The organism is Allobosea sp. P2_A10, from assembly GCF_056405115.1.
Genome location: NZ_JBFUCS010000007.1, coordinates 7,501 through 31,960, shown reverse-complemented (window position 1 = coordinate 31,960; position 24,460 = coordinate 7,501). Strand labels below are relative to the sequence as shown.

At 66.5% G+C, this 24,460-nt stretch carries 31 protein-coding genes (1 of these 31 cut by a window edge); 11 read left to right on the top strand and 20 right to left on the bottom strand.

Annotated features, from left to right (window positions below):
- The first annotated feature begins 14 nt into the window (after positions 1-14).
- Together AC1DZY_RS11930 and AC1DZY_RS11925 are read left to right on the top strand one after the other, a co-directional pair.
- Positions 15-788, top strand: coding sequence for a TPM domain-containing protein (locus tag AC1DZY_RS11930; RefSeq protein WP_476820327.1), 774 nt, complete (start codon positions 15-17; stop codon positions 786-788).
- A complete protein-coding gene (locus tag AC1DZY_RS11925) occupies positions 788-1,393 on the top strand; it encodes a TPM domain-containing protein (RefSeq protein WP_476820326.1) in 606 nt (201 codons plus the stop codon). The genes AC1DZY_RS11930 and AC1DZY_RS11925 overlap by 1 nt, the downstream gene beginning before the upstream one ends.
- Positions 1,394-1,399: 6 nt before the next feature.
- On the opposite strand, the gene AC1DZY_RS11920 is transcribed toward AC1DZY_RS11925, so the two are convergent.
- The 11 genes from AC1DZY_RS11920 to acnA form a co-directional block, all read right to left on the bottom strand.
- A complete protein-coding gene (locus tag AC1DZY_RS11920) occupies positions 1,400-2,152 on the bottom strand; it encodes a DUF1223 domain-containing protein (protein ID WP_476820325.1) in 753 nt (250 codons plus the stop codon).
- Between the two features lie 70 nt (positions 2,153-2,222).
- Entirely contained in the window at positions 2,223-3,230 is a 1,008-nt protein-coding gene (locus AC1DZY_RS11915; protein WP_476820324.1) for a lipid A biosynthesis lauroyl acyltransferase, read from the bottom strand.
- A 78-nt stretch (positions 3,231-3,308) separates the two neighbouring features.
- Complete coding sequence (locus AC1DZY_RS11910) at positions 3,309-4,331, bottom strand: zinc-binding dehydrogenase (protein WP_476820323.1); 1,023 nt, start codon at positions 4,329-4,331, stop codon at positions 3,309-3,311.
- A 15-nt stretch (positions 4,332-4,346) separates the two neighbouring features.
- A complete protein-coding gene (locus tag AC1DZY_RS11905) occupies positions 4,347-4,631 on the bottom strand; it encodes a type II toxin-antitoxin system RelE/ParE family toxin (RefSeq protein ID WP_476820322.1) in 285 nt (94 codons plus the stop codon).
- Positions 4,628-4,879, bottom strand: coding sequence for a CopG family ribbon-helix-helix protein (locus tag AC1DZY_RS11900; RefSeq protein ID WP_054211787.1), 252 nt, complete (start codon positions 4,877-4,879; stop codon positions 4,628-4,630). Before AC1DZY_RS11900 ends, AC1DZY_RS11905 begins: the two co-directional genes overlap by 4 nt.
- 55 nt (positions 4,880-4,934) lie before the next feature.
- Positions 4,935-5,681: an SDR family NAD(P)-dependent oxidoreductase gene (locus AC1DZY_RS11895; RefSeq protein WP_476820321.1), complete on the bottom strand. Its 747-nt coding sequence runs from the start codon at positions 5,679-5,681 to the stop codon at positions 4,935-4,937.
- Positions 5,678-6,973 carry a beta-ketoacyl-ACP synthase gene (locus AC1DZY_RS11890; protein WP_476820320.1) on the bottom strand — a complete coding sequence of 432 codons (1,296 nt, stop codon included), beginning with the start codon at positions 6,971-6,973 and terminating at the stop codon, positions 5,678-5,680. Before AC1DZY_RS11890 ends, AC1DZY_RS11895 begins: the two co-directional genes overlap by 4 nt.
- A 10-nt stretch (positions 6,974-6,983) precedes the next feature.
- Positions 6,984-8,111, bottom strand: a complete 1,128-nt coding sequence (locus tag AC1DZY_RS11885; RefSeq protein ID WP_476820319.1) for a beta-ketoacyl-ACP synthase — start codon at positions 8,109-8,111, stop codon at positions 6,984-6,986.
- A 2-nt stretch (positions 8,112-8,113) separates the two neighbouring features.
- On the bottom strand, positions 8,114-8,581 hold the full coding sequence (locus tag AC1DZY_RS11880; RefSeq protein ID WP_476820521.1) for an ApeI family dehydratase: 468 nt from the start codon (positions 8,579-8,581) through the stop codon (positions 8,114-8,116).
- Positions 8,582-8,715: 134 nt separating this feature from the next.
- Complete coding sequence (locus AC1DZY_RS11875) at positions 8,716-8,997, bottom strand: acyl carrier protein (protein ID WP_043242327.1); 282 nt, start codon at positions 8,995-8,997, stop codon at positions 8,716-8,718.
- 305 nt (positions 8,998-9,302) lie between these two features.
- Entirely contained in the window at positions 9,303-12,014 is a 2,712-nt protein-coding gene (acnA, locus tag AC1DZY_RS11870) for an aconitate hydratase AcnA (RefSeq protein WP_476820318.1), read from the bottom strand.
- Positions 12,015-12,269: 255 nt separating this feature from the next.
- On the opposite strand from acnA, the gene ccmA reads away from it, so the two are divergent.
- Both ccmA and ccmB read left to right on the top strand, forming a co-directional pair.
- On the top strand, positions 12,270-12,866 hold the full coding sequence (ccmA, locus tag AC1DZY_RS11865) for a heme ABC exporter ATP-binding protein CcmA (RefSeq protein WP_476820520.1): 597 nt from the start codon (positions 12,270-12,272) through the stop codon (positions 12,864-12,866).
- Positions 12,863-13,528 (top strand): heme exporter protein CcmB, encoded by a 666-nt coding sequence (gene ccmB / locus AC1DZY_RS11860; RefSeq protein ID WP_476820317.1) that lies wholly within the window; start codon positions 12,863-12,865, stop codon positions 13,526-13,528. Before ccmA ends, ccmB begins: the two co-directional genes overlap by 4 nt.
- Here ccmB and AC1DZY_RS11855 read toward each other — a convergent pair.
- Positions 13,525-13,767: a hypothetical protein gene (locus AC1DZY_RS11855; RefSeq protein ID WP_476820316.1), complete on the bottom strand. Its 243-nt coding sequence runs from the start codon at positions 13,765-13,767 to the stop codon at positions 13,525-13,527. The genes ccmB and AC1DZY_RS11855 overlap by 4 nt on opposite strands.
- Positions 13,768-13,990: 223 nt before the next feature.
- On the opposite strand from AC1DZY_RS11855, the gene AC1DZY_RS11850 reads away from it, so the two are divergent.
- From AC1DZY_RS11850 to AC1DZY_RS11835, 4 genes are all read left to right on the top strand, one after another.
- Positions 13,991-14,230, top strand: coding sequence for a hypothetical protein (locus AC1DZY_RS11850; RefSeq protein WP_476820315.1), 240 nt, complete (start codon positions 13,991-13,993; stop codon positions 14,228-14,230).
- Positions 14,231-14,338: 108 nt separating this feature from the next.
- Positions 14,339-15,100, top strand: a complete 762-nt coding sequence (locus AC1DZY_RS11845; protein ID WP_476820314.1) for a heme ABC transporter permease — start codon at positions 14,339-14,341, stop codon at positions 15,098-15,100.
- 13 nt (positions 15,101-15,113) lie between these two features.
- Positions 15,114-15,287: a heme exporter protein CcmD gene (gene ccmD / locus AC1DZY_RS11840; protein ID WP_476820313.1), complete on the top strand. Its 174-nt coding sequence runs from the start codon at positions 15,114-15,116 to the stop codon at positions 15,285-15,287.
- Positions 15,284-15,877, top strand: coding sequence for a DsbE family thiol:disulfide interchange protein (locus tag AC1DZY_RS11835; RefSeq protein ID WP_476820312.1), 594 nt, complete (start codon positions 15,284-15,286; stop codon positions 15,875-15,877). Before ccmD ends, AC1DZY_RS11835 begins: the two co-directional genes overlap by 4 nt.
- A 20-nt stretch (positions 15,878-15,897) precedes the next feature.
- Here AC1DZY_RS11835 and purQ read toward each other — a convergent pair whose 3' ends face one another.
- From purQ to purC, 5 genes are all read right to left on the bottom strand, one after another.
- Positions 15,898-16,587 (bottom strand): phosphoribosylformylglycinamidine synthase subunit PurQ, encoded by a 690-nt coding sequence (gene purQ / locus AC1DZY_RS11830; protein WP_476820311.1) that lies wholly within the window; start codon positions 16,585-16,587, stop codon positions 15,898-15,900.
- Positions 16,584-17,093 (bottom strand): GNAT family N-acetyltransferase, encoded by a 510-nt coding sequence (locus tag AC1DZY_RS11825; RefSeq protein WP_476820310.1) that lies wholly within the window; start codon positions 17,091-17,093, stop codon positions 16,584-16,586. The genes purQ and AC1DZY_RS11825 overlap by 4 nt, the downstream gene beginning before the upstream one ends.
- 26 nt (positions 17,094-17,119) lie before the next feature.
- Positions 17,120-17,362 carry a phosphoribosylformylglycinamidine synthase subunit PurS gene (gene purS / locus AC1DZY_RS11820; protein WP_476820309.1) on the bottom strand — a complete coding sequence of 81 codons (243 nt, stop codon included), beginning with the start codon at positions 17,360-17,362 and terminating at the stop codon, positions 17,120-17,122.
- An 82-nt stretch (positions 17,363-17,444) separates the two neighbouring features.
- Entirely contained in the window at positions 17,445-18,047 is a 603-nt protein-coding gene (locus AC1DZY_RS11815; protein WP_476820308.1) for a hypothetical protein, read from the bottom strand.
- 17 nt (positions 18,048-18,064) lie between these two features.
- Entirely contained in the window at positions 18,065-18,859 is a 795-nt protein-coding gene (gene purC / locus AC1DZY_RS11810; RefSeq protein ID WP_476820307.1) for a phosphoribosylaminoimidazolesuccinocarboxamide synthase, read from the bottom strand.
- A 351-nt stretch (positions 18,860-19,210) separates the two neighbouring features.
- Between purC and AC1DZY_RS11805 the strand changes: the two genes are divergently transcribed.
- A complete protein-coding gene (locus tag AC1DZY_RS11805) occupies positions 19,211-19,534 on the top strand; it encodes a DUF1476 domain-containing protein (protein WP_476820306.1) in 324 nt (107 codons plus the stop codon).
- A 153-nt stretch (positions 19,535-19,687) separates the two neighbouring features.
- On the top strand, positions 19,688-20,467 hold the full coding sequence (locus AC1DZY_RS11800) for an HpcH/HpaI aldolase family protein (RefSeq protein WP_476820305.1): 780 nt from the start codon (positions 19,688-19,690) through the stop codon (positions 20,465-20,467).
- Here the strand turns inward: AC1DZY_RS11800 and AC1DZY_RS11795 are convergent.
- Positions 20,457-21,098 carry a DNA-3-methyladenine glycosylase family protein gene (locus tag AC1DZY_RS11795; RefSeq protein ID WP_476820304.1) on the bottom strand — a complete coding sequence of 214 codons (642 nt, stop codon included), beginning with the start codon at positions 21,096-21,098 and terminating at the stop codon, positions 20,457-20,459. The genes AC1DZY_RS11800 and AC1DZY_RS11795 overlap by 11 nt on opposite strands.
- Positions 21,099-21,191: 93 nt before the next feature.
- Here AC1DZY_RS11795 and gluQRS point away from each other — a divergent pair, with 93 nt between their 5' ends.
- The gene (gene gluQRS / locus AC1DZY_RS11790; RefSeq protein WP_476820303.1) at positions 21,192-22,088 is read left to right on the top strand and encodes a tRNA glutamyl-Q(34) synthetase GluQRS; all 897 of its coding nucleotides are present in this window, start codon (positions 21,192-21,194) and stop codon (positions 22,086-22,088) included.
- 12 nt (positions 22,089-22,100) lie between these two features.
- Here the strand turns inward: gluQRS and AC1DZY_RS11785 are convergent, their stop codons facing one another.
- Both AC1DZY_RS11785 and AC1DZY_RS11780 read right to left on the bottom strand, forming a co-directional pair.
- On the bottom strand, positions 22,101-23,018 hold the full coding sequence (locus AC1DZY_RS11785; protein ID WP_476820302.1) for an AEC family transporter: 918 nt from the start codon (positions 23,016-23,018) through the stop codon (positions 22,101-22,103).
- A gap of 117 nt (positions 23,019-23,135) precedes the next feature.
- Positions 23,136-24,460, bottom strand: the 3' portion of a protein-coding gene (locus AC1DZY_RS11780; protein WP_476820301.1) for a peptidoglycan DD-metalloendopeptidase family protein. 718 nt of this gene lie beyond the right edge of the window; only the last 1,325 of its 2,043 coding nucleotides appear in the window; its start codon lies off the right edge, out of view; its stop codon occupies positions 23,136-23,138.

Below are 24,460 nucleotides of genomic sequence, written 5' to 3'. Positions count from 1 at the left end.
TCTGGTGCGTTTCTGTGTTTCTACTGGCGATTGTCAGCTTCGCTGCCGCCGCCGACCCGTCCTATCCCGCTCTCACCGGCCGCATCGTCGACGGCGCCAGCCTGATCGCGCCCGAAGCGCGCCAGCGCATCGAGGGCAAGCTCAAGGCGCATGAGGACAAGACCTCGGACCAACTCGTGGTGGCGACGGTGCCGTCGTTGCAGGGGGTCGTCATCGAGGACTTCGCCAACGGGCTGTTCCGGTTCTGGAAGCTCGGCGAGAAGGCGCGCAACAACGGCGTGCTGCTGCTGGTCGCGCCAAGCGAGCGCAAGGTCCGCATCGAGGTCGGCTATGGCCTTGAAGGGGCGCTGACGGACGCGCTCTCCAAGGTCATCATCACCACGGCGGTGACGCCGAAGTTCAAGACCGGCGACTTCGCTGGCGGAATCGAGGGCGGCGTCGACGCGATTCTGTCGATTCTCGCCGGCGACGCCGAGGAATGGCAGCGCCGCGCCACCGTGCGCAGCGACGAGAGTTCGACGGGCGAGATGATCGCGGTGCTCGTGGTCTTCGCCATCGTCTTCGTCATTCTGGTCTTTTGGGTTCGGGGCCTGTTCCGGCAGGCCATGGGCCAGCAGCATCGCACCCGTGGCGGGCGCTGGATCACCGCGCCGACCTCGACATCCTCGACATCGAGCTGGAGCACGGGCTCGTCGGGTGGCAGCTGGAGTTCGGGCAGCAGCAGCTCCGACAGCTTCTCCGGCGGTGGTGGTTCGTCGGGCGGCGGCGGCGCCTCGGGAGACTGGTGATGGACTCAGGCGACACGGATGCGATCGCGGAGGCCGTGGCCCAGGCCGAGCGCCTGACGTCGGGCGAGATCGTGGTGGTGATCGACCGCGCGGCGTCGAGCTATCGCAGCCTGCCGATGGTGCTGGCGCTCGTGCTGGCGCTGTTCGTGCCATGGCCGCTGCTGGCGCTGACGGCGACGAGCGCGCCGCGCATCTTCCTGATCCAGCTGATCTGCGCCGTGCTGCTGATGGGCGCGATGCTCTGGTATGGCCGCGGCGGGCGCTTCGTGCCGAGCTTCGTCAAGCGCGGGCGCGCCCATGACGTGGCGTTGCGCGAGTTCACGGCGCGGGGCGTGATGCGCACGCGCGGCCGCACCGGCGTTCTGCTCTATGTCGCGCTGCGGGAACGTTATGCCGAAATCCTCGCCGATAGCGGCATCGACGAGAAGGTCGATGCCGAGATCTGGCGCGGCGTGATCGTCCCACTTCTCGAAGCGGCCAAGCAGGATCGTTTGCGGATGGGTTTGATCGAGGCTGTCGGGGCAATCGGGCAAATCCTCGCGCAGCACGCGCCGCCGGCCGCCGATGATAGCGACGAGCTGCCCAACAAGGTTATTTTGCTTTAGAGCCGTTCAGCGTCCGCTGCGGGCGGCGCCCAGCACCAGACCAGGCATGATGCCGTATTTGCTCTGCTGGTCGGCCTGGACGATGACGACATAGCCGTCGGATTCCGGCGCGCGCGTCGCCGCGAGTGGCGTGGTGAGCGTCGCGTCCTTGCCGTCCCAATCGCCGACCTTGACCATACCGCGCACGACATTGGCGTAGGAGATCGTGCGTCCCTCGTTCTCGCCGCGCGCGATCGGAACAGTGACCATCCGCGTCGTCGGCAAAAGCCAGACGCCGCCGGCCTTGCCGGCCTCCGTCGATGCGAGCTTGATCTTCAGGGTTCCGGCGTCTTCCTGCAGCGAAACCCGCACCGGCAGGGCGGCGGTGGTCTGCTTGTGCAGGCTGCGGTCGATCTCGCGTGAATCGGAGCCAACGAAATGCGCCGCCCCGTTGACCACGGCCTGGGGCGTATAGACCTGACCGTCACCGCGCGCCTTGGCGTAGAACTTCTGGCGTCTGGTGAAGATGTCCTGGCCGAGCGTGTCCTTCCAGCCGAGATAGTCCCAATAGGTCACCGGAAGGGTCAACGCGATGACGCTGGGATCCTTGGCGAGTTCGACAAAGAGCGCATCGGCCGGCGGGCAGGAGGAGCAGCCCTGGCTGGTGAAGAGCTCGACGACGGCCTTGGTCTGTACAGCCGGTGTCTGGGCGTGCGCCGTCGCGCCGCAAAGCGTGAGCGCAGCAAGGGAGGCGGAAAGCAGGCTGACGCGAAGGACCATGTCTTGAACTCTGAAGGCGATACTGCACCGCCATGGGTTACCAAAGCGCCCAACGCCTCTCACTTGGAAATCACGTTGCCTTGAAAACCGGTTGAACGGCCGTGACCGGGTCGCTGCCGCCCTTGGCGTTGGCGATCAGGCCGGGCCGCCAGCGCCGGTGCATCCAGAGCCATTGCTCGGGGTGTTCGCGGACCCAGCCCTCGACGACCGCCGTCATCATCGCCATCGCTCCCCGGACGTCGATCTCGCCCGTGGCATCGCGCGGCAGGTCGAGCGGTGGCGTCAGCTCCAGACGGAAGCGCTGGTTCGGCAGCCGGATGACGCGCACGCCATGAACCGGGCATTCGAAACGGCGTGCGAATTTGCCGAGGATCGGATTGGTCAGCGCCGGCCGGCCCATGAATGACACCACGACACCCCGGGTAAAATGCTGGTCGATCAGCATGCCGAGATGGCCGCCCTTCTCCAGCACGCCCTGCATGGCGAAGGCCGCGCCCTGTTTGGCCGCCGCGAGCCCGTCCATCGCGCCGGAGCGGATTTCGTGGATGATCGCGGCGATGGCGGGATCATTGGGCGCGCGGAAGACGGCCGTGGTTTCCAGGTCGTAGGCGGCGGCGCAGATCGCCGGCAGCTCCCAGTTGGCGAGATGGGCCGAGAAGATCAGGCCGGGCTGCTCGTCGTCCTTGAGCGCGATGAAGTGCTCGATGCCGGAAACCTCGACGCGCGAGGGCTTGTCGGGGTTCAGATAGTCGTAGTCGAACAGCGTCTTGAGATGGGCGTATTCGGCGGCGGTCCGGCCGAGATTTTCCCAGGCGCCGCGCGCGATCGCCTTGACCTCCGGCTCCGGCATCTGCGGGAAGGCTTCGCGGATATTGGCCAGCGCGACGCGATTGACCGGGATCAGCGGGCTGACGCGGGCCAGCAGCCCGCCGCCGAGATCGCTGGCGCGCTCGGGCCCCAGCCAGCGCAGGAAACCAAACAGCGCCCGGATCAGGCCGATCATGGCCAAAGCGCCCGCGCGCGTGGCCAGCGATTTCAATCGTCTCAAGGTCAGCCCGGTTCGGTCTCGCCCGTGCATTGAGCATTGTCGGGCAGGAACCGGCGACTTGCGGCAGGAAAACCGCTCCGTCAAGCCTTGCGCGCACTTTGACCGAGGTCAGAGGGTCACGACGACCTTGCCGAAAACCTTGCGGCCTTCGAGCCGGGCGAGCCCTTGCTCGAAATCCGCGAGCGGAAACACCGAATCGATCACCGGCTTCATGCCTCCGGCGATTTTTTCCAGCGATTGCGCGATATTTTCGATGCGGCAGCCGAAGGAGCCGGTGATGCGGTATTGCTGCTGGAAAAGCTGCATCAGGTTCATCGTGGTCGATGCGCCCGAGGTCGCGCCGCAGGTGACGAGCCGGCCGCCGCGCTTCAGGCAGAGCAGCGAGCCATTCCAGGTGTCGGCGCCGACATGCTCGAAGACCACGTCGACGCCCTTGCGCTTGGTCAGGAGGCGAACCTCGCCCTCGAAGCGCTCGGTCTTGTAGTTGACGACGAAATCGGCTCCGAGCGCCCTGGCTTTCTCGCCCTTCTCGTCGTCGCCGACGGTGGTGTAGACCGTGCAGCCGATCGCCTTGGCCATCAGGATCGCGGCCGTGCCGATGCCGGAGCCGCCGGCGTGGACCAACACGGATTCGCCGGGTTCGAGCCTGGCATTGTCGAACAGCATGTGCTGGACGGTGCCGAAGCCGATCGGCGCGCAGGCTGCGTCCTCGAAGGAGACGCCGGCGGGGGCCTTGATGACGAGGCGGGCCGATTTGTTGATCAGCTCGCGGGCGAAACCGTCGATGTGGAAGCCCATGATGCCGGCGACGTTCTCGCAGAGATTGTCGCGGCCTTCGACGCAGGCCTTGCAGTGTCCGCACGTCTCGGCGCCATAGGCCGTGACCGTGTCGCCGACCTTCAGATCCGTCACGCCCTCGCCGACGCAGACGATCTCGCCCGCCGCCTCGACGCCGGCGGCCTGGGGCATCTTGCGCTTGGCGAAGGCCATGCCGCGAAAACCCCAGATGTCGAGATAGTTCAATCCGATCGCGCGGATGCGAATCTGCACTTCGCCTGCGGCGGGCGGCGGCGGCGGATCGATCTCCTCGAGACGGAGATCGCGGTCGCCATGGAGCTGAAGTGAACGCATGGGAAATTCAGTCTTTCAGAGTTCGTCCGGCCATTCGCGTGAGGCGTGCAGCGCGGCCAGGATTTCGACGCGGCCATCACGGACGCGGTAGGGCAGGATATAGCTTGTGCCAGAGACCACGAGTTCGCGCGTTTCATCGACCCGGCCCGGCCGGCCTATGGCGGGATGATCGGCAAGCACCTTAGCTGCAAGCCGAAGCTTTCGGGCCAGCGCAAGTGCAGCAGTCGGATTGAAATCAGCGATATAGTGGCCGATCTCACGTAAGTCGTCCTTGGCGCGAGGCGTCCAGATCAACCTCATCGAGCGGCATCGATGCGTGCTTGCAACTCCGCTTCAATCTCGTCGAGCTCTTCCTCGGTCGCGAACTCGCCGCGATCGGCTTGAGCGATGCCCTCCTTGATCTTGGCGATCTGCCAGGCATTCAGCTCGACATAACTCTCGATAGCCTTGGCCGCGATCCAGCTGCGCGAGCGGTCGGTGTCGGCGGCGAGCGCGTCGAGCTTGGCCAGCATCTCGTCGTCGAGGCGGATGGTGAAGGCTGCTGTCATGGCGGTTCACTCCGGTTCGGAGCGAACTTAGCATAACCGCCGCGCAAGGTCGATCTCAGCGATGCACGCCGAGATGGGCGGTAACGCCGCCGTCGATCGGAATGACGGTACCGGTGATATAGGCCGCAGGCTCGCTCATCAGGAAGGCGGCGAGACCAGCGACCTCCCCAGGCTTCGCGAAACGCCCGGCCGGAATCTGTCCCTGCATCTTGTCGCGATAGGCGGCATAGGGCGCCATCATGTCGGTATCGACGAAGCCCGGCGCGATGACGTTCACGGTGATGCCGCGCTTGCCGGTCTCGACTGCGAGCGTCTTGGCGTAGGAGATCAGCGCGCCCTTGGAGGCGGCGTAGGCGGCATTGCCGGGATTGCCGCGCAGCGCCGCGACCGAGCCGATCGCGACGATCCGGCCCGAGCGGGCGCGGATCATGTTGCGCATCAGGCTCTTGGCGAGGCGGGTAAAGGCCCAGAAATTGACCTGCATCGCGGCCTCGGCCTTGTCCTGCGCCATCATTGCGGCGAGCGAATCATAGGGCTGGCCGGCATTGTGGATGAAGCCGAAATAGCTTTCGGACTCGCGCTCCTCGCAGAAGGCGTCGAGCGCCGCCTTGTCGGCGAGATCGAGCGGCATGGCGTTGATGCTGCGCCCGGGGTGGGCCGCGCCGATCTCGGCCGCCAGCGCCAGCGCCTGTTCGGCCGAGGAGCGATAGGTGAAGTCGACATCGTGGCCGGCTACGACAAGCGCCCGGACGATCGCGGCGCCGACGCCCTTGCCGCCGCCCGTGACGAGAACCCGGGTCACGCGTTTTTTTCCGACATTTGCGGCCCGGCCGTCAGGACCAGGCTGGTGTTCTGGCCGCCAAAGCCGAAGGAATTCGAGATCACGGTGCGGACACTGGCGTCGCGGGCCGTGTTGGGCACGACGTCGAGCGCGATCGCCGGATCGGGATTGACGTAGTTGATCGTCGGCGGCAGGCGGCCATGGGCGATCGTCATGAAGGATATCACCGCCTCGACCGCGCCCGCCGCCGTCAGCGTATGCCCGATCATCGACTTGTTGGAGGAGATCGGGATCGTCGCCATGCGTTCGCCGAAGACGGCGGCGCAGCTCATCGCCTCCATCTTGTCGTTCTCGGGCGTCGAGGTGCCGTGCGCGTTGATGTAGTCGACGTCACCGGGCTTCAGGCCGGCATCGTCGAGGGCGTCCTGCATGGCGAGGATCGCGGGCTTGCCGTCCGGGCTCGAGCGGGTGCGATGAAAACCGTCGCCGCGCTCGCCGCAACCGGCGACGATTCCGAGGATCGTCGCGCCGCGCGCCAGAGCATGGTCGTAATCTTCCAGCACGAGCGCGCCCGCGCCTTCGCCCATGACGAAGCCGTCGCGATCTTTCGAGAACGGCTTTGCCGCGGCTTCGGGCAGCTCGTTCCGGGTCGAGAGCGCCGAGAGCAGCGAGAACCGGATCAGCGCCTCGGCATGGACCGAGCCGTCGGTGCCGATGCAGAGTGCGGCTTCAGTCTCGCCCCGCCGGATCGCCTCGACGCCCATCTGGATCGCGGTCGCGCCCGAGGAGCAGGCGGTCGAGAGCGAGATCGGCGAGCCCTTGGTGCCGAATTTTTCTGCTATGTGGTCGGCGACCGCACCGAACAGGAAGAGTTCGTGCATGGCCTTGAATTTTTGCGTGGCGGCGGCGCGCAGCAGCCCGTCATAGTCGACATCGCCATCGACGGCCTGCGCGAGCTCCTGCTTCTGCGGCCATTCCATCTCGACGGGCGGGACCGCCATGAAGAGTTCGCCGGGGAAATCGCCGGCTACGCCGAGTCCGCTCTGGCTCACGGCCTCGCCGGCCGCCAGCGTCGCGAGTTTCTCGGAGAGTTCCGGCGCGCTGAAGCTGCCGTCGAAGAGATAATCGACCGTGCCGGCGATGGTGGTGCGCAGGCCTTCGGTCGGAAAGCGCTCGATGCGGTGGATGCCGGACTTGCCCGATGTCAGCGCATCCCAGTTGGCGTCCTTGCCCTGGCCGAGCGAGGTGACGATGCCGAGCCCGGTAACGGCGACGATGGGGCGGCCCCGGGCGTCGCGATGCTGTGTGCTCATGATCCGACCCTCACGCTGCGACGAGGCGCGCCGCGCCCTCGCCGCGCCAATGCCCCGCGCCGGTGACGACGGCCTCGCTTGCCTGCCCGACCGAGATCGCGGCAGCGGCCAGCGCGACCGAAACCGGGAATGCCGCCTCCATCGCATGTCCGACGAGATCGCCGGTGGCGATGCGACGCGCTTGCGCCAGGCTGCCGATGGCGGCGGCTTCCTCGGCGGTGATGCCGGCCGCGCCGGTGGCGGCGGAGATGGCGAGCGCGCCTGGCGAAGCCGGGCCGAAGCCCGAGACCAACCCGCGCAGAGCGGTCTCGACGCTGCCCGAGGCGCGCTTGCTGCGTGCCGCCCCGACATGGCTGAGACGGGCATGGGCTCTGGCCCCGCGCGCGGCGGCGCGTTTTGCCGATTCCAGCACGAGGAAGGCCGAGGCGCTGCCGGTGATGATCCCCGGCCCGTCGTCGCGGGCGAAGACAGGGGCGAAATCGCCGGTGCGGAGGAAGCCGCCGAGTTCGAGCAGCAGCAGCATGTCGCGGCGCTCGGCATTATAGGCCCCGCCGACCAGCATCACATCGGCCTGTCCGGCGGCGATGCGGGCATGTGCGGTGCGGATCGCGTCGACGCCGGCCTGCTCCTCGCCCATGAAGGTGCGCGAGGCGCCGGTGACGCCATGGACGATGGCGATGTTGCCGGCGAGCAGATTCGAGAGCTGGGCGAGGAAGAGCGTGGGCCTGAGGTCACCCATCAGCCGCTCGTTCAGGAAGCTGCCGGGCTGGTTGGCGCCGCGCAGGCCGGTGAGAATGGCGCCGTCGACGGCATGATCGCGTTCGCCGCCGCCGGCCGCGACGATGACCTGCAACTGGCTTTTGGCCTCGGCGTCGTCCTTCAGCCCAGCGGAATCGAGCGCGAGGCCCGCCGTATAGACGCCCAGCCGCTGCCATGGCTCCATCTGGCGCTGGTCGGACTTCTTCGGAATCTGGCGATCGAGTTCGAGAGGCTTCAGCGGGTGGACCGGGTAGGGTGCGAAGCTCGTCGTATCGACGATGGCCCGGCCGCCGGCGCCAAGCGCCGCCGCATGGGTCTCGATGCCCTCGCCAAGGCTGGAGGCGAGGCCGATCCCGGTGATGACGACGTCGCGCAGCATGGTCAGGCCTGTTCCGGCACGAGGCCGATCGCCGCGAGGCGGGCCTCCATCAGGGTTTTCATGTCGGCTGGGAAAGGCATCAGCCGGAAGCGCAGTTCGGCATCGCAGATCGGCTTGCCGGCGATGGCGATCTTCGCCTTGGTCGCGGCATAGCCCGAGCCCTCGATCACCAGTTCGGCAGTGACGTCGAGGACGGCGTCAGGCTCGACGAAGGTGCGGAAGCGCGCCTTGTCGACCGTCATCAGGAAGGGCATCTGCGTCAGACCGTTCAGCCCGAGCAGCAGGTAGCCCGAGGCCTGCGCCATGGTCTCCGTCAGCAGGACGCCGGGCACCAGCGGGTGGCCGGGGAAATGGCCCTCGAAGACCGGGCTTGCATCGGCGGCCGGCACGGTCGAGCGCGTCGCGATGCGCTTTTCCGAGGGCTCGAAAGCCACGACCTGATCGATCATGTCGAAATATTCGAGGCGCATGCGATCCCTGGTCATGTCGGGCGCGACCGGAACGGCGCGCGCACGCCGTGCGGACCTAAGGTCGCCGCGCCGCGTGCTGGTATGCTCTATCGGGAGAGTGTGCCCGGCTCAAGACCGGGCGACAATGAGCGCGGTCACGCCTTCTTGGCGGCGACCAGATCGTCGATGCGCTGGCACAGGTTCTCGAGCACGAAATACTGCTCGGCCGGCGCCTTGCCCTCGTTCACTTCCTGCGTCCACTGCTCCAGCGGCAGCTTGATGCCGAAGGCCTTGTCGATGGCGAAGGCGATGTCGAGGAAGGCCAGCGAGTCGATGCCGAGATCCTCGATGGCGTGGCTTTGGGGCGTGATCTTCTCGCGCGGAATGTCGCAGGTCTCGGAAATGATTCCGGCGACCGTCTCGAAGGTTGCGGACATGCGGGTGCTCCGTCTTGGGTGGATGGTGGCGGACGACATCCGGGCGCGGGTGTGTACCCTGCGCCTGCCCCAAGCCCCCCGCCAAGGATGACTGTGACGCCCCCTTACACCGCGTGGTGAAAGAGGACAACCTTGCGCGGTTCCCTTCCCCCCTTGCGGCGGAAGGTGGCGCGGCGGAGACGTGGCGGATGAGGGGTCGCGCCACGCCTGTCCAGAAGCCGTGGATTTGAAGACGAGCCGGAAAAGGCGGCGCGACCCCTCACCCCAGCCCTCTCCCGCGAGGGGAGAGGGGGAATGTCGACGCCTTACGCCGCGATGCCGCGCAACACGTAGTGCAGGATGCCGGCGTTCTTGAAGTAGTCGATCTCGTCCAGCGTATCGATGCGGCAGAGGATCGGGACCTTCTTGACCTTGCCGTCGGCCGAGGTGATCTCGGCTTCGAGCATCTGGCGCGGCTTGACGGTGGCGAGACCCTTGATCGAGACGGTTTCGTCGCCCTTCAGGTCCAGCGTCGCCCAGCTCGTGCCCTCGGCGAGCGTGAACGGGACCACGCCCATGCCGACCAGGTTCGAGCGGTGAATGCGCTCGAAGCTCTGGGCGATCACGGCCTTGACGCCGAGGAGGTTCGTGCCCTTCGCGGCCCAGTCGCGCGAGGAGCCGTTGCCGTATTCGACGCCAGCGAACACGACCAGCGGCACCTTCTCCTGCTGGTAACGCATCGAGGCGTCGTAGATCGGCAGCTCTTCCTTGCTCGGGTAGTGGATGGTGTAGCCGCCCTCACGCCCGTTGGGGCCCATCATGTGGTTGCGGATGCGGATATTGGCGAAGGTGCCGCGCATCATCACCTCATGATTGCCGCGCCTTGTGCCGTACTGGTTGAAGTCGGCGATCTCGACGCCGTGCTCCATCAGATACTTGCCCGCGGGCGAGGCCGCCTTGATCGAGCCCGCCGGCGAGATGTGGTCGGTGGTGATCTTGTCGCCGAAGAGGCCGAGGATGCGGGCGCCGACGATCTCGGTGACAGGCGAGGGCGTCTTGCTGATGCCCTGGAAATAGGGCGGGTTCTGGACATAGGTCGAGGCGTCCTCCCAGGCATAGGTCTGGCCCGTGGGCACCTTGACCTTCTGCCAATTGGCGTCGCCCTTGAAGACGTCGGCATATTTCGCCTTGAAGATCGCCTTGGTGACGTTCTTGGCGATGAAGGCCTGGATTTCCTTGTTGGTCGGCCAGATGTCCTTGAGGAAGACCGGCTTGCCGGCCTTGTCCATGCCGAGCGGCTCGCTCGTCAGGTCGATCTGGACCGAGCCGGCCAGCGCATAGGCCACGACCAGCGGCGGCGATGCGAGATAGTTCGCCTGCACGTCGGGCGAGACGCGGCCTTCAAAGTTGCGGTTGCCGGAGATAACGGCCGCCGCGATCAGGCCCTGGTCGTTGATCGTCTTGGAAATCTCGGTCGGAAGCGGGCCGGAATTGCCGATGCAGGTGGTGCAGCCGAAGCCGACGAGGTTGAAACCGAGCTTGTCGAGATCCTTCTGCAGGCCGGCTTTGGCGAGATATTCGGCCACGACCTGCGAGCCCGGCGCGAGCGACGTCTTGACCCAGGGCTTGACCTTCATGCCCCGGGCGACCGCGTTGCGGGCGAGCAGGCCCGCCGCCATCAGCACCGAGGGGTTGGAGGTGTTGGTGCAGGAGGTGATGGCGGCGATCACCACGTCGCCATGGCCGAGATCGAAGTTCTTGCCCTCGACCTTGACGCGGCGCGAGAGCTCGACGGCCTTCTTGTATTCGGTGTCCATCGCGCCGGCGAAGCCCGCCTTGATCGCGCCGAGATCGGCGCGGCCTTCGGGACGCTTGGGGCCGGCCATCGAGGCCTGTACCGTCGCGAGGTCGAGTTCGAGCGTGTCGGTGAAGACCGGATCGGGCGTGGCGCGCGTCGCGAACAACCCTTGCGCCTTCGAATATTTTTCGACGAGGGCGACACGGGCGGGCTTGCGGCTGGTCGTCTCCAGATAGTTCAGCGTCTCGGTGTCGACCGGGAAGAAGCCGCAGGTCGCGCCGTATTCCGGGCCCATATTGGCGATGGTGGCGCGGTCGGCCAGCGTCAGCGCGAACAGGCCGGCGCCGTAGAACTCGACGAATTTGCCGACGACGCCCTTCTTGCGCAGCATCTGCGTGACCGTCAGCACGAGGTCGGTCGCGGTGATGCCTTCCTTGAGCTTGCCGACGAGCTTGAAGCCGATCACCTCGGGCAGCAGCATCGATTGCGGCTGGCCGAGCATCGCGGCCTCGGCCTCGATGCCGCCGACGCCCCAGCCGAGCACGCCGAGGCCGTTGACCATGGTCGTGTGCGAATCGGTGCCGACGACGGTGTCGGGATAGGCGACCTCGACGGTCGTGGTGGTCTTGCCCTTCTTGACCTTCTCCTTGGCGGTCCAGACCGTCTGGGCGAGGTATTCGAGATTGACCTGGTGGCAGATGCCGGTGCCGGGCGGAACGACGCGGAAATTGTCGAAGGCGAGCTGGCCCCATTTCAGGAAGCGGTAGCGCTCGCCATTGCGCTGGTATTCCAGATCGACGTTCTGCTTCAGCGCCTTGGGCGAGCCGAATTCGTCGACGATGACGGAATGGTCGATGACGAGATCGACCGGGACCAGCGGGTTGATCTTCTTGGGATCGCCGCCGAGCGTCTTGACGCCGTCGCGCATCGCGGCGAGGTCGACGACGGCGGGAACGCCCGTGAAATCCTGCATCAGCACGCGGGCGGGGCGGAAGCCGATCTCCTTGCCGGCCTTGCCCTTGTCGGTCAGCCAGCCGACGAACGCCTCGATATCGGCTTTCACGACCGAGCGGCCATCCTCGAAGCGCAGCAGGTTCTCGAGCAGCACCTTCATCGAGAAGGGCAGTTTCGAGATGCCGGGCAGGCCGTTCTTCTCGGCGATCTTGAGGGAGTAATAGACATATTTCTTCGTGCCGACGGTGAGCGTCTTGCGGCACTTGAAGGAATCGAGCGAAGCCATGCGGGCTATCCTGATCAAGGGGTTGCGGTCGCGAGCCGCCCGAAGCCTTGCGGCCAGAACGGATCGAAGGCCTATTGCGCATGACGCGCGCGCCGCCCCGGGAGTGCCCGAGCCCCGCGCCGGATCGGCGTGCGGCGTAGCCACGGGTTCTATAGATCAATTCCAAGAAGCCCGCTACATCAACCGCGCGGGAAGCGCGAAGACTCTGACGCTTGGGAAGACGCGGACGCCTTGACGCCATTTTCATTCCCGCCGCTGGTCCTGACCGCCGAAAACCTTGCCTGCCGACGCGGCGGGCGGCTGGTGTTCGAGGGTCTGGGCTTCCGGCTCGGACCTGGCGAGGCGATCGCGCTGACGGGGCGCAACGGCGCGGGCAAATCGAGCCTGATCGCGATGCTGTGCGGGCGTTTGCAGCCCGACGCCGGCGACATCGCCGTTGCGGGCGCGGGCGAGACGCCGCTGGCGGAGCTCAGCCATCTCGTCGGCCATCGCGACGGGCTCAAGACCGCGCTGACGGCACAGGAGAATCTGGGCTTCGCGCAGGCTATGCTCGGCGCGGCGGCATTGTCGCCGCAGGACGCCCTGTCGGCCGTCGGCCTCTCGCATGCCGCTGCGTTGCCGGTCGCTTATCTCTCGGCCGGGCAGCGCCGCCGCGTTGCGCTGGCGCGCTTGCTGGTGGCGCGGCGGCCGTTCTGGCTGCTCGACGAGCCGATGGCCGCGCTTGATCTGGCGGCGCAGGCGATGCTGGTCGGGCTGATGCGGGATCATCTTGCCGAGGGCGGGGCGATTCTGGCCGCGACGCATGGGCCACTCGGGCTGGAGGGCGTGCGCGAGGTGAGGATCGGGCCATGAGGCGCGCATTCCTTGCCATCCTCAAGCGCGATCTGGCGCTCGCCGGCCGGTCCGGCGGCGGCGGCGAACTGGCGCTCGTCTTTTTCCTGACGCTCGTCGTGCTGGTGCCGTTCGCGCTCGGGCCCGATCTCAACCTGCTGTCGCGCATCGGGCCGGCGATCCTGTGGCTGGGCGCGCTGCTCTCGACGCTGATCGGTCTCGACCGGCTGTTTCAGGCCGATGAGGACGATGGGTCGCTCGACCTGATCCGTGCATCGGTGCTGCCGCTCGAACTCGCCGTGCTGGCCAAGGCGTCGGCGTACTGGCTGACGACGGGGCTGCCGCTGGCGCTCGCCGCGCCGCTGCTGGGATTGCTGGTCGCGCTGCCATCGGAGGCGATGCTGCCGGTCGCCGCGACCCTGCTGGTCGGCACGCCCGCGCTCAGTTTCATCGGGGCTGCCGGGGCGGCGCTCACGGCGGGCTTGCGGCGCGGCGGGCTGATCCTGCCCGTGCTGGTCGCGCCATTGACCGTGCCGGTGCTGATCTTCGGGGTCTCGGCCGCAAACAGCGCGGTGGGCGGAACGATCCCGTTTCTGACGCCGTTCCTGATCCTGTGCGCGCTCTCGCTCGGCGCGATCGTCATTGGCACTATCGCCGCAGCCGCGGCTCTGCGGCAAGCCTAGTCCGACTGGCGGTCCATCACCACGTTGGCGCGGCCGCCGAACTCGACCGCGCAGCCGCATTGCGTCGCGAGATGCGCGATCGACGCTGCGATCTGCTCAAGCGGAAGATCCTCGGCGGCATGGCGGCGACGGATTTCTTCCGCAGTCGCATAAACATCGACGATCCGGGACTGGCTGACCTTGGTCCGGATCGTCGTCTCGACCTCACGTCGGATCGCATCGGAGAGTTGAATCAGCATGACTGCTCCTCGGGTTGATCCGGAAATTATGGTCTCCAAGGCCAGGCAGCAATGTCAAAAGACACAAAAAATCTAATATATTCAATTAGTTAGTAGATTGCACCAAAGACTGGGCCGGTGCCATCGACGCAAACGGCTTGAATACCGTCAAACACACCAAATGTTGCTTCTCAGCAAAGTGCGCCTATATCATCACCTACTCATTCGAGGGGGGAGGGTGGCCATGTCGGATCTGGAGCGCCCCGAGCGCCTTCAAATCATGTTGAATCAGAACGAGCTGCGCGCTGTCGACAACTGGCGTTTCGACAAGAGGATGCCCAGCCGTGCGGCGGCGGTCCGCGAATTGCTGCGTCGCGGTCTTGCGGCTGATGGCTTCGAACTCGCAGGCGAGGGTGTTCGCTCGCAGGATTTCGGCGTCGTCGGCAAAGGCGGAAACGGTTCGTCTCGCTCCGACGCAAGCTGACGGCGTCATTGTCGCAGCGCGGTCTGTCGGATTGCTGGCGGCGGCCGCCATTGCTAGAAGCGAAGGCGGCAGCTGTGGGGCGGCCCCGAGACCACCGTTGATCGCGACATGGCCAGCCTGATCGATTTCGCGAATCCGACGCGCTTCATGCGCCTGTCGCGCATGCTGCTGCCGTGGATGGCCTGCGTCGCGCTGGCCCTGCTAGCGGTCGGGTTCTATCTCGCCTGGTTCGTCGCGCCGGCCGACTATCAGCAGGGCGAGACCATCCGGATCATGTTCGTGCATGTACCCGCCGCCTGGCTGGCGCTGATGTTCTACACGCTGATGGCGGTGGCCGGGCTCGGCACGCTGGTCTGGCGGCATCCGCTGGCCGATGTCGCGCAGAAGGCCGCGGCGCCGATCGGGGCGTGCTTTGCGCTGGTCTGCCTGCTTACCGGGGCGTTCTGGGGCAAGCCGATGTGGGGCACCTACTGGGTCTGGGACGCGCGATTGACCTCGGTGCTCGTGCTGTTCCTGATCTATCTCGGCATCATCTCGCTCTGGCGCACGCTTGACGATCCCGGCCGCGCCGGACGCATGGTCGCGATCCTGACGCTGGTCGGCTTCGTCAACGTGCCGATCATCAAGTTCTCGGTCGACTGGTGGAACACGCTGCATCAGCCGGCCTCGGTGTTTCGCGTCGGCGGCCCGACGATCCATCCGAGCATGCTCTGGCCGCTGCTGATCCTGGCTGTTGGATTCACGCTGCTGGCGCTCAGCCTGCACATGGTGGCGATGCGGGCCGAGATCATGCGCCGGCGGGTGCGCACGCTGACGATCCTGGAGAGCGAGCGGCTCGACGCGCTGGCGGCGCAGGGCGTCGCCGCATGAGCGATCTTGCGTCATGAGTGCTCTTGGGCCGCATGCCGGCTTCATCCTCGCCTCCTATGGCGCCGTCGTGGTGGTGCTCGGTGGGCTGATCGCATCGATCCTGCTCGATCACCGGGCCCAATCTCGCGCGCTCGCCGCGCTGGAAGAACGTGGCGTGGGGCGACGCCAGAACCGGACCGGGTCATGAGCGAGGTCGAGATGGCGCCGCGGCGGCGCTCGCCGCTGGTCTTCCTGATCCCGCTGCTCCTGTTTGGAGCGCTGTCGCTCGTCTTCCTGACCGGGTTGTTCTCGGGCAATGCCAGCAAGGTGCCCTCGGCCCTGATCGGGAAGCCCGCGCCGGCGATCTCCCTGACTGCGCTGGAAGGTTTGCAGCGCAACGGCCAGAGCGTGCCGGGCTTCGCGATGGCCGATCTCTCCAAGGGGCGCGGCACCATCGTCAATGTCTTCGCGAGCTGGTGCGCGCCTTGCCGGGTCGAGCACCCGCTGCTCGTCGCAATGGCCGATTCGGCGGCGGTCAAGGCCGGCAAGGTCGCGGTCGTCGGGATGAACTACAAGGACGAGGCCGAGAATGCGCGTCGCTTCCTCGGCGCGCTCGGCAATCCGTATTCGGCGGTCGGGGTCGATCGGACCGGCCGGTCGGCGATCGAATGGGGCGTCTACGGCGTGCCCGAGACCTTCGTCATCGGGCCCGACGGGCGCATTCTGGAAAAGCATGTCGGTCCGCTCGATGCGGAGGCGGCAGGGCGTCTGCTGGCGAGGGCTGCGGCTGGGAAGTGACGACAGACGGGGTCGCCTTGTCAGGCCGCCTTGCCCATCAGGCTCTCGAACATGCCGCGCCCGTCGGTGCCGCCGGTCAGGGAATCGATCAGGTTCTCGGGGTGCGGCATCAGGCCGAGCACGTTGAGGCCTGGCGAATAGATGCCGGCGATGCTGTTCAGCGAGCCGTTGGGGTTGGCGGCGGGCGTGACCTGCCCTTTCGCATCGGCATAGCGGAAGGCGACGAGGCCCTCGCCTTCGAGCCGCGCCAGCGTCTCGTCGTCGGCGATGTAGTTGCCCTCGCCATGGGCGATGCAGACGTCGATGACCTCGCCTTTGACGTAGCGGCTGGTATAGGGGCTGTCGTTGCGCTCGACCACGAGGTTCTGGCGCCTGCAGACGAATTTCAGGTCGGCATTGCGCCGGAGCACGCCGGGTAGAAGCCCGGCCTCGCAGACGATCTGGAAACCGTTGCAGATGCCCAGCACATAGCCACCGCGGGCGGCGTGGGCACGCGTCGCGTCCATGATGTTGGCGCGGGCCGCGATCGCGCCGGTGCGCAGGTAGTCGCCATAGGAGAAGCCGCCGGGCAGGACGACGAGGTCGGTTCCATCAGGCAGTTCGGTGTCGGCGTGCCAGATGTGCTCGACATTCGCACCGGCCTGCTTCAGCGCCCTGGCGACGTCGCCGTCGCGGTTGGAGCCGGGAAAGGTGATGATGGCGGCTTTCACGGGCTGCTGCTCCTGCGATTCCGGTCACGAAAGGTCTCGGCGTCGATCGACATGATCGTCATCCAGGCCGGCGCGCCGTTTCTCTGCGCTTCGCTGCGCCCGTCCTCACGCATGCCGAGGCCGCTGTAAAGAGCCATGCCGCGCGCATTATGCGGCCAGACCCGGAGCCACGCCTTTTTCGCGCCGAGTTCCCCGAAAATGACGCCAAGCGCATGCCCGAGCAGTCCGCGGCCGAGGCCGCGCCCCTGCTCGCGGATGGCGATGCGGCGCACGAGCACGGCGTCGCCCGTGCCGATCTGCTGCATGATCAGGAAGCCAATGACCGCATCGTCGGCCGCGACGACCGCGAGATAGCGCTGGCTTGGATCGCCCATTCCCGCTTCGTGCTCGGCGGCGGTCCAGCGACCGACGGTGTCCTCGTAGCCGGGCTGGCGTTCGCAGGTCATGATCGCGTCGATATCGGCTGGCGTCGCCTGGCGGATCGCGATCGTCGCATAGTCGGTCATGATCGTGGCGGCTTCGGCGGTAACGCTCAGACCCCGGTCTCGACGCGATAGTTCTCGATCACGGTGTTGGCGAGGAGCTTTTCGCAGGCGTTTTTCAGGGCGGCCTCGGCGGCGGCCTTGTCGGAGCCGGCGATCTTGATGTCGAAGACCTTGCCCTGACGCACCGATTCGACGCCGTCGATGCCGAGCGATTTCAGCGCGCCCTCGATCGCCTTGCCCTGCGGATCGAGCACGCCGGTCTTCAGGGTGACGGTGACGCGGGCTTTCATGAGGTTCTCCGGAGCTGTTTGGGCGTGGCTTAGCGGCGAATGCGGCCTGGCTCAACCTTTTGTCGCGCGTAGCGCCTGCAAATCAGCGATCGTGCCAGGCGGCGCGGGCGCTGGCGCGGGCCGCATCCGCATCGGGGCTGACCGCCAGCGCCAGAACCAGCCTGTCGCCATCGCGGCCGGACAGAATCGCGGTGAAGGCGCGCTTGCCGCCGGGATCGAGCGCGCGGATCTCTACGAGAAGGCCGTTTGCGCCATCGTCCTGGTATCGCGTGACGGTGGTCGCGCTTTTCGGGACGAGCGTCCTGCGGGCTTTTTTGGCCGCCTTGATCGTCTCGGGCGTGGGGCTGCCGAATTCTTGCGCGAGGCGGACGGGGTCGGTCGCCAGCGTGCGCGCCATCGCATCGGCCTCGCGGCCCTCGACGGTGACGAGCGCGGCGAAGCCCTGTCGCGTGCAGGTCGCGCGCGGGCAAAACGACATCGCCCTGGCGGCGAGGCCGTCATTCAGCACCCAGGCCTCGATCGGCAGCGGTTGCCACCCGCGCTCGGCGGGAAGCTCGGTGATGCCGGCGCCGTAATAATTGCTGCAGCCCGATAGCCAGATCGCGCCGGCCAGCGTGAGGGCGACACGAAAACGGGAGCGCGAAGGCTCCCGTTCCCGATTGTGCGATGTCGAACGCAGGCTCACGGCGCTGGTTGCGCTGATTACTGCACCAGCCGCGGCCCGGCCGGTCCGGCCTTCTCGTTCTCGCCGAGAATGCCGAGGCGGCGCGCCACTTCGGTATAGGCTTCGATCAGGCCGCCCATGTCGCGGCGGAAGCGGTCCTTGTCCATCTTGTCCTTCGACTTGATGTCCCAGAGCCGGCAGGAATCGGGGCTGATCTCGTCGGCGACGACGATGCGCATCATCTCGCCTTCCCAGAGCCGGCCGCATTCGATCTTGAAATCGACGAGCCTGATGCCGGCGCCCAGAAACAGGCCCGACAGGAAGTCGTTGACGCGGATGGCCAGCGCCATGATGTCGTCGATTTCCTGCGGCGTCGCCCAGCCGAAGGCGGTGATGTGCTCCTCGGAGACCATCGGGTCGTTGAGCGCATCGTTCTTGTAGTAGAACTCGATGATCGAGCGCGGCAGCTGCGTGCCCTCTTCCAGCCCGAGACGGGTGGAGAGCGAGCCGGCGGCGACATTGCGCACGACGATCTCGAGCGGAATGATCTCGACCTCGCGGATCAGCTGCTCGCGCATGTTCAGCCGGCGGATGAAATGCGTGGGAACGCCGATATCGTTGAGATTGGTGAAGATGTGCTCGGAAATCCTGTTGTTCAGGACGCCCTTGCCATCGATCACTTCGTGTTTCTTGGCATTGAACGCGGTCGCGTCGTCCTTGAAATGCTGGATCAGCGTACCCGGCTCTGGTCCTTCATAGAGGACTTTCGCCTTGCCTTCGTAGATGCGACGGCGGCGATTCATTGGGATGTACCGTGGCTTGAGGAAATCCAAAGGTCGGCCTTTCTCTGGTCGCGGTCACCCGCGGCGGGATCGGGGCCTCTGATCGGCTGGACCTGCGCAAACTGTACTGATTCCAGCATGATCGGAATCAGCCTAGACCGCGCTGTCTGCCGGCTCAATGCGCAGGCGACCGTCGAGGCCGCCTTCGTGCCCGCTATATGGCCCTTCTGCACTGCAAACGCAACAAATCCGCTCCTGCTGGCTTTGCCCCGCAGGTTCCCCAGCGGGGATCCGTCATGCACGGCGATCGGGTCTGGCCCTGCGCCGGCGGCTATCTTATATGCTGGAACGGACGTCTTCCCGAGCCCGCCAGGGCACGCTCCGCGAAAGGACTGAACCCGCATGTCGACCTTCGATCAGCGCAAGGACGCCTTCGAGAACAAGTTTGCCCATGACGAGGAGCTGCGCTTCAAGGCCTCGGCGCGGCGCAACAAGCTGCTCGGATTGTGGGCGGCCGAGAAGCTCGGCAAGAGCGGCGCCGAGGCCGACGCCTATGCCAAATCAGTCGTGGTGGCCGATTTCGAGGAGGCTGGAGACGAGGATGTGGTGCGCAAGGTCAAGGCCGATTTCGCCGCCGGAAGCGTCTCGGTTGACGATGCCGAGATTCGGCGCGTGATGACGGAATTGCTGATCAAGGCGGCCGAAGAGATTCAGGCCGGGCGCTGAGCCGGCTGCGCCGTTCGGCGTGATACTGCTGCAAACGCAGGGCGAGATTGAAACGGGCGCATGGGCGCCCGTTTGCTTTTCCGTGGCCTGCCGGTCCACCTTGCCAGACCCGCCGCCTCCCAAGAGCGGGCACAGGACCGGATGAACGCGCCCATGTCGAAATCCACGACCCTTTCCTCGCTCGCCGACCGTCTGGCCAAGGGCGACACGATCCTTTCGGCCTGGTGCGGCATCGCCGACCCGAGCATCAGCGGCATCCTGGCGCAGGAGGCGTTCGATGCGGTGACGCTCGACATGCAGCACGGGCCGATCACGCTGGGCGAGGTCATCCGGTCGATTCCGCTGATCAATGCGGCGGGCAAGCCGGCTCTGGCGCGGATTCCGGTCGGCGAGTTCCAGAACGTCTCGAAGCTGTTCGATTCCGGAGCTTCGGGCGTGATCGCGCCGATGATCAACACCATGGCCGATGCGAAGACCTTTGCGGCCTATGCGAAATATCCGCCGATGGGCGAGCGCAGCTGGGGCAGCTATGGCGGGCTCGGTGCGTCCGGCCTCGACCCCAACGCCTATCTCAAGGAGGCCAACCGCTTCTCGCTATCCTTCGCGATGATCGAGACGCGCGAGGCGATGGCGATCCTCGACGACATCCTGGCGCTCGACGGCATCGATGCGGTCTTCATCGGGCCGTCCGATCTCTCGATCGCGCTGTTCAATGGCCAGCGCGTCGATGCCGGCTCGCGGGAGGTCGACGAAGCCATCGCTCACATCATCGCGCGGGCCTCGGCGGTGAAGAAGCCCGTCGCGATCTACGCGCAATCGGCCGAACGGGCCAAGGCCTTCGTCGGCATGGGCGCCAAAATGGTTACCGTGATGAGCGATACGGCCTTCCTGCGCACGGCGGCGCAGACCGCTCTGAAGACGATCAGGGGGTGACGCCCTCGCGCGCTTTCAGGGCGGCGTAGTAAGCCCAGAGCAATCTGGCAGCGACGCCGCGCCAGGGCCGCCAGTCTTCCGCCAGCAGCGCCAGTTCGGCGGCTTTCGGCCGCGCCGGCAGGTTGAAAGCGACGCGCGCTGCCTCCTGGATGGCGAGGTCGCCGGCGGCGAAGCCGTCGCGATGGCCGAGGCAGAACAGGATATAGACATCGGCCGTCCAGGGGCCGATGCCAGACACCGCCGTCATATGGGCATGGATCTGTTCGGGCGTCGCCTGCGCCAGCGAATCGAGATCGAGCCGGCCCTCGACGATGGCGCCCGCCACCGCGCGAAGCGTGCGCTGCTTGGGGCGCGACAGCCCCGACAGACGCATCTCCTCGTCGCTGGCCGCGAGCACGCGCTGCGGCGTGAGGGCCGCCAGCACAGTGCCGACGCGGGCCCAGACGGCGCGCGCGCTGGCAACGGAGAGCTGTTGCGCCACGATGATCGAGGCGAGTTCCGTGAAGCCGGCCTCGCGTCGGCGCAGCGGCGGCAGCCCGACACGCGCGATGATCGCGCGCCAGTGGGGATGGAGCGCGTGCAGCGCGGCCATGCCCTCCTCGAGATCGGCGTCGCAGGTGATCAGCGTCATTGGTCCCCTGATGGCGGCAAAGCCGTGACGGTGGCTGTCAGCAGTCGCGAGATCAGCCTTGGCCCGATCGTGGCGGGACCATAGACAGGCGCGATGACGACGTCCTCTCCCGATTCGCCGCAAACCATCCTGCGCTTCGCGCCGAGTCCGAACGGCCGGCTGCATCTCGGCCACGCATTGTCGGCGCTGACCAATGAGCGGCTGGCGGCGCAAATGGGTGGCCGACTGCTGCTGCGGATCGAGGATATCGACGGCACACGCTGCCGGCCGGAGTTCGAGCAGGCGGTGCATGACGACCTTGCCTGGCTCGGCCTGCAGTTTGACGGCGCTACAAGACGGCAATCCGAACATTTTCCCGATTATGCCGCCGCGCTCGGGCAGCTGCAGGCGCGCGGGCTGGTCTATCCCTGCTTCTGTTCGCGCAGTGAGGTGAAGCGGGCACTGGCCGCGCGTCGGGCGCAAGCAGGCGGCGACTGGCCTGTCGATCCCGACAATGCGCCGCTTTATCCCGGCGCCTGCCGGATGCTGAACCCAGCCGAGGCGGAGGGGCGGATCGCGTCAGGCGCGCCGCATGTGCTGCGGCTGGCGATGGACCGGGCGATCGAGGCAGCCGGCGCGCCGTTTATCTATCGCTGCTTCGACGAGGCCGGGCGGGAAACACCCGTCATTGCCGATCCCGCGCGCTGGGGCGATGTCGTCGTGGCGCGCAAGGACACGCCGACGAGCTATCATCTGGCGGTGGTGGTCGACGACGCGTCGCAGGGCGTCAGCCATGTCGTGCGCGGGCGCGATCTCGAAGCCGCGACCGATATTCACGTGGTGCTGCAAAGGCTTCTGGATCTGCCGGCGCCACTCTACCATTTCCACGCGTTGCTGCTCGACGAGGAGGGCGGGAAGCTGGCGAAAAGCCGGCTGTCGGAGAGCCTCGACGATCTCAGGGCGCGGGGCGCGACGGCGGAGCAAATCCGGAAAATGCTCGGCTTCGCCTGATCGGCACCCGCTTCAGCCGACGCCGAGCCAGGTCAACCAGGCGGCGGTGGTGAAGAGCGAGAGCATTGTGGAGAGCGCGATCGCGCTCGATGCGTCGGCGACGCCCTGCTTGTAGCGCTCGGCGAAGAGATAGGCGTTGATCCCGCAGGGGCAGGCGGCGAAGAGTACGGCGACGCCCGACCAGTGCGCCGGCATCGCGAAGACCCTGGTCGCCAGCACATAGACGATCAGCGGATGCAGGCCGAGCTTGAGTCCGCTCAGGATGGCGGGCAAGGCGAGCCCCGAGGTCAGTCCGTAGCGGCGCATCGCGATACCCAGGCTGATCAGGGCGCAGGGCACGGCGGCGCCGGCCAGCAGGTCGACGATGGTCCAGAACGGTTGCGGGATCAGGCCGATGACCGGGCGCACGGCCGAGCCGAGGATGATGCCGATGATGATTGGATGGCCGAACAGCCGCTTCAGCAGCATCGAGACCGAGGTCGAGCGGCCTTCCGCCAGCATCGTCGCGAAGGTCATGGTGACCGGCAGGTGGACAGCCAGCAGCAGGCCGAGCGGCACCGCCCCGGCGTCGCCATAGGCCTTCAGGATCATCGGTACGCCGACGAAGACGGTGTTGGACTGCGCCGCAGCGAAGCCCGACACCACGAGTTCGGGGCCTTTGCGCGCGAAAAGCTTGCTCGCGACCAGCATGGCCAGAGCCCAGACGATACTCAAGCCGGCGAAATACGCGATCCAGTAACCCCAAGGCTGGGCGTCGGGGATATCGGCCTTGGCCAGCGTGCGAAACAGCAGGCAGGGCACCGCCAGCACGAAGACGAAATCGGASAGGCCTTCGCCGGTCGTTTCGCGCACGATCTTGGCCCAGCGCGCGGCGAAGCCGAGGGCGATCAGGCCGAAAACGGGCAGGACGACCAGAAGGGAGGCGAGCATGGGCCCTGGGACTCGCAGGCGGCGCGGGAGAAGCGATCCTGCTCCGGTGTGCCCTTGTCGGCCTTGAGTCAAGCGCTGGATGGGGCCTGACGGCTGATCGGATGCCCTATCATGCGCTCAGCGCAGCTGTGCGAGCGTCCCGCCGGCCTTCACGTTGAGATCCTGGATGGTGTCGCGCTGGCGCTTGAACTCGGCGAGCGCCCGGCCGTCGAGTTCGCGTCCGCGGGGCACGCGGATCTTCATCGGATTGACGAAGTTGCCGTTGACGAGGACTTCGTAATGCAGATGGGGGCCGGTCGAGAGGCCAGTCGAGCCGAGATAGCCGATAACCTGACCCTGCCGCACCTTTGCGCCGGGCACGATGCCGTTGGCGAAGTTCGACTGGTGGGAATAGGTCGTGACATAGCCGTTGGCGTGCTGGATCTCGGTGTGCTTGCCATAGCCGGACGACCAGCCGGCCTCCAGCACGGTGCCGTTGCCGGCGGCGAGGATCGGCGTGCCGATGCGATTGGCCCAGTCGACGCCGGTGTGCATCTTCGAATAGCGCATGATCGGGTGGTAGCGCATGCCGAAGCCCGAGCGCATCTCCGCCTCGGCGATCGGCTTGCGCAGCAGGAATTTCTTGAGCGATTTGCCCTCTTCGTCAAAATATTCGATCAGCCCGTCCTCGGGGGCCTGATAGCGGAAGACGCGCCGCGTCTCGCCGCCGACCGTGAGCGAGGCCGAGAGAATTTCGGCGCGTTCGCCCTCTTCCTCTTCGGTGAAGATCACCTCCAGCGCGTCGCCGCCACGGACACGCTGCTGGAAGTCGAGGTCGTAGGAGAAGATCCGGACGAGCTCATCGATCAGGGGGCGGGGCATGTCGTGGCGCATCCCGGTCTCGTAGAGGCTGTCATAGAGGCGCGCGCCCGAACCGGTCGTGTCGTCCTCGTCGTCGCCTTCGTCGTCCTTTGCCGTGGCCTTGCGCTGCGGCCTTTGCGGGCCGACGAGCTCCTGCCGCGGCAGCGTCACCGGGACGAAGGCGCCAGCGTCGTTGATCGCGACCATGCCGTCCGACTGGCCATTGGTCAGAAAGGAGACGCGGACGATCTGGCGGGGGTCGCCGGCGCGCGGTCCCGGCGCATAGAGGATCTGCAGGACCTGCCCATCCGGCAGCGCGGCGATCCGAACCTTGCCGGCGAAAGCCTGGACCATGCCGCGAATCTGGTCGGGCGTGGCGCTGGCGGTGCGCATGACCTGCTCGAAATTCTCGCCGCGCCGGGCGATCACCAGTTTTTCCTCGACGAGCGGCTCGCGCGACGCCGGAATCGGCGTCTTGGGCGCGTTGGTGACGTTCTCGGGGACGACGCGGACCTCGATGCCGGAGAAGCGCGTATCGGTGGCGGCAGGTGCATAGCCCAGAATGCCGCCATTGGCCTGAGCCGCGCCGTTGAGCGTGCGGC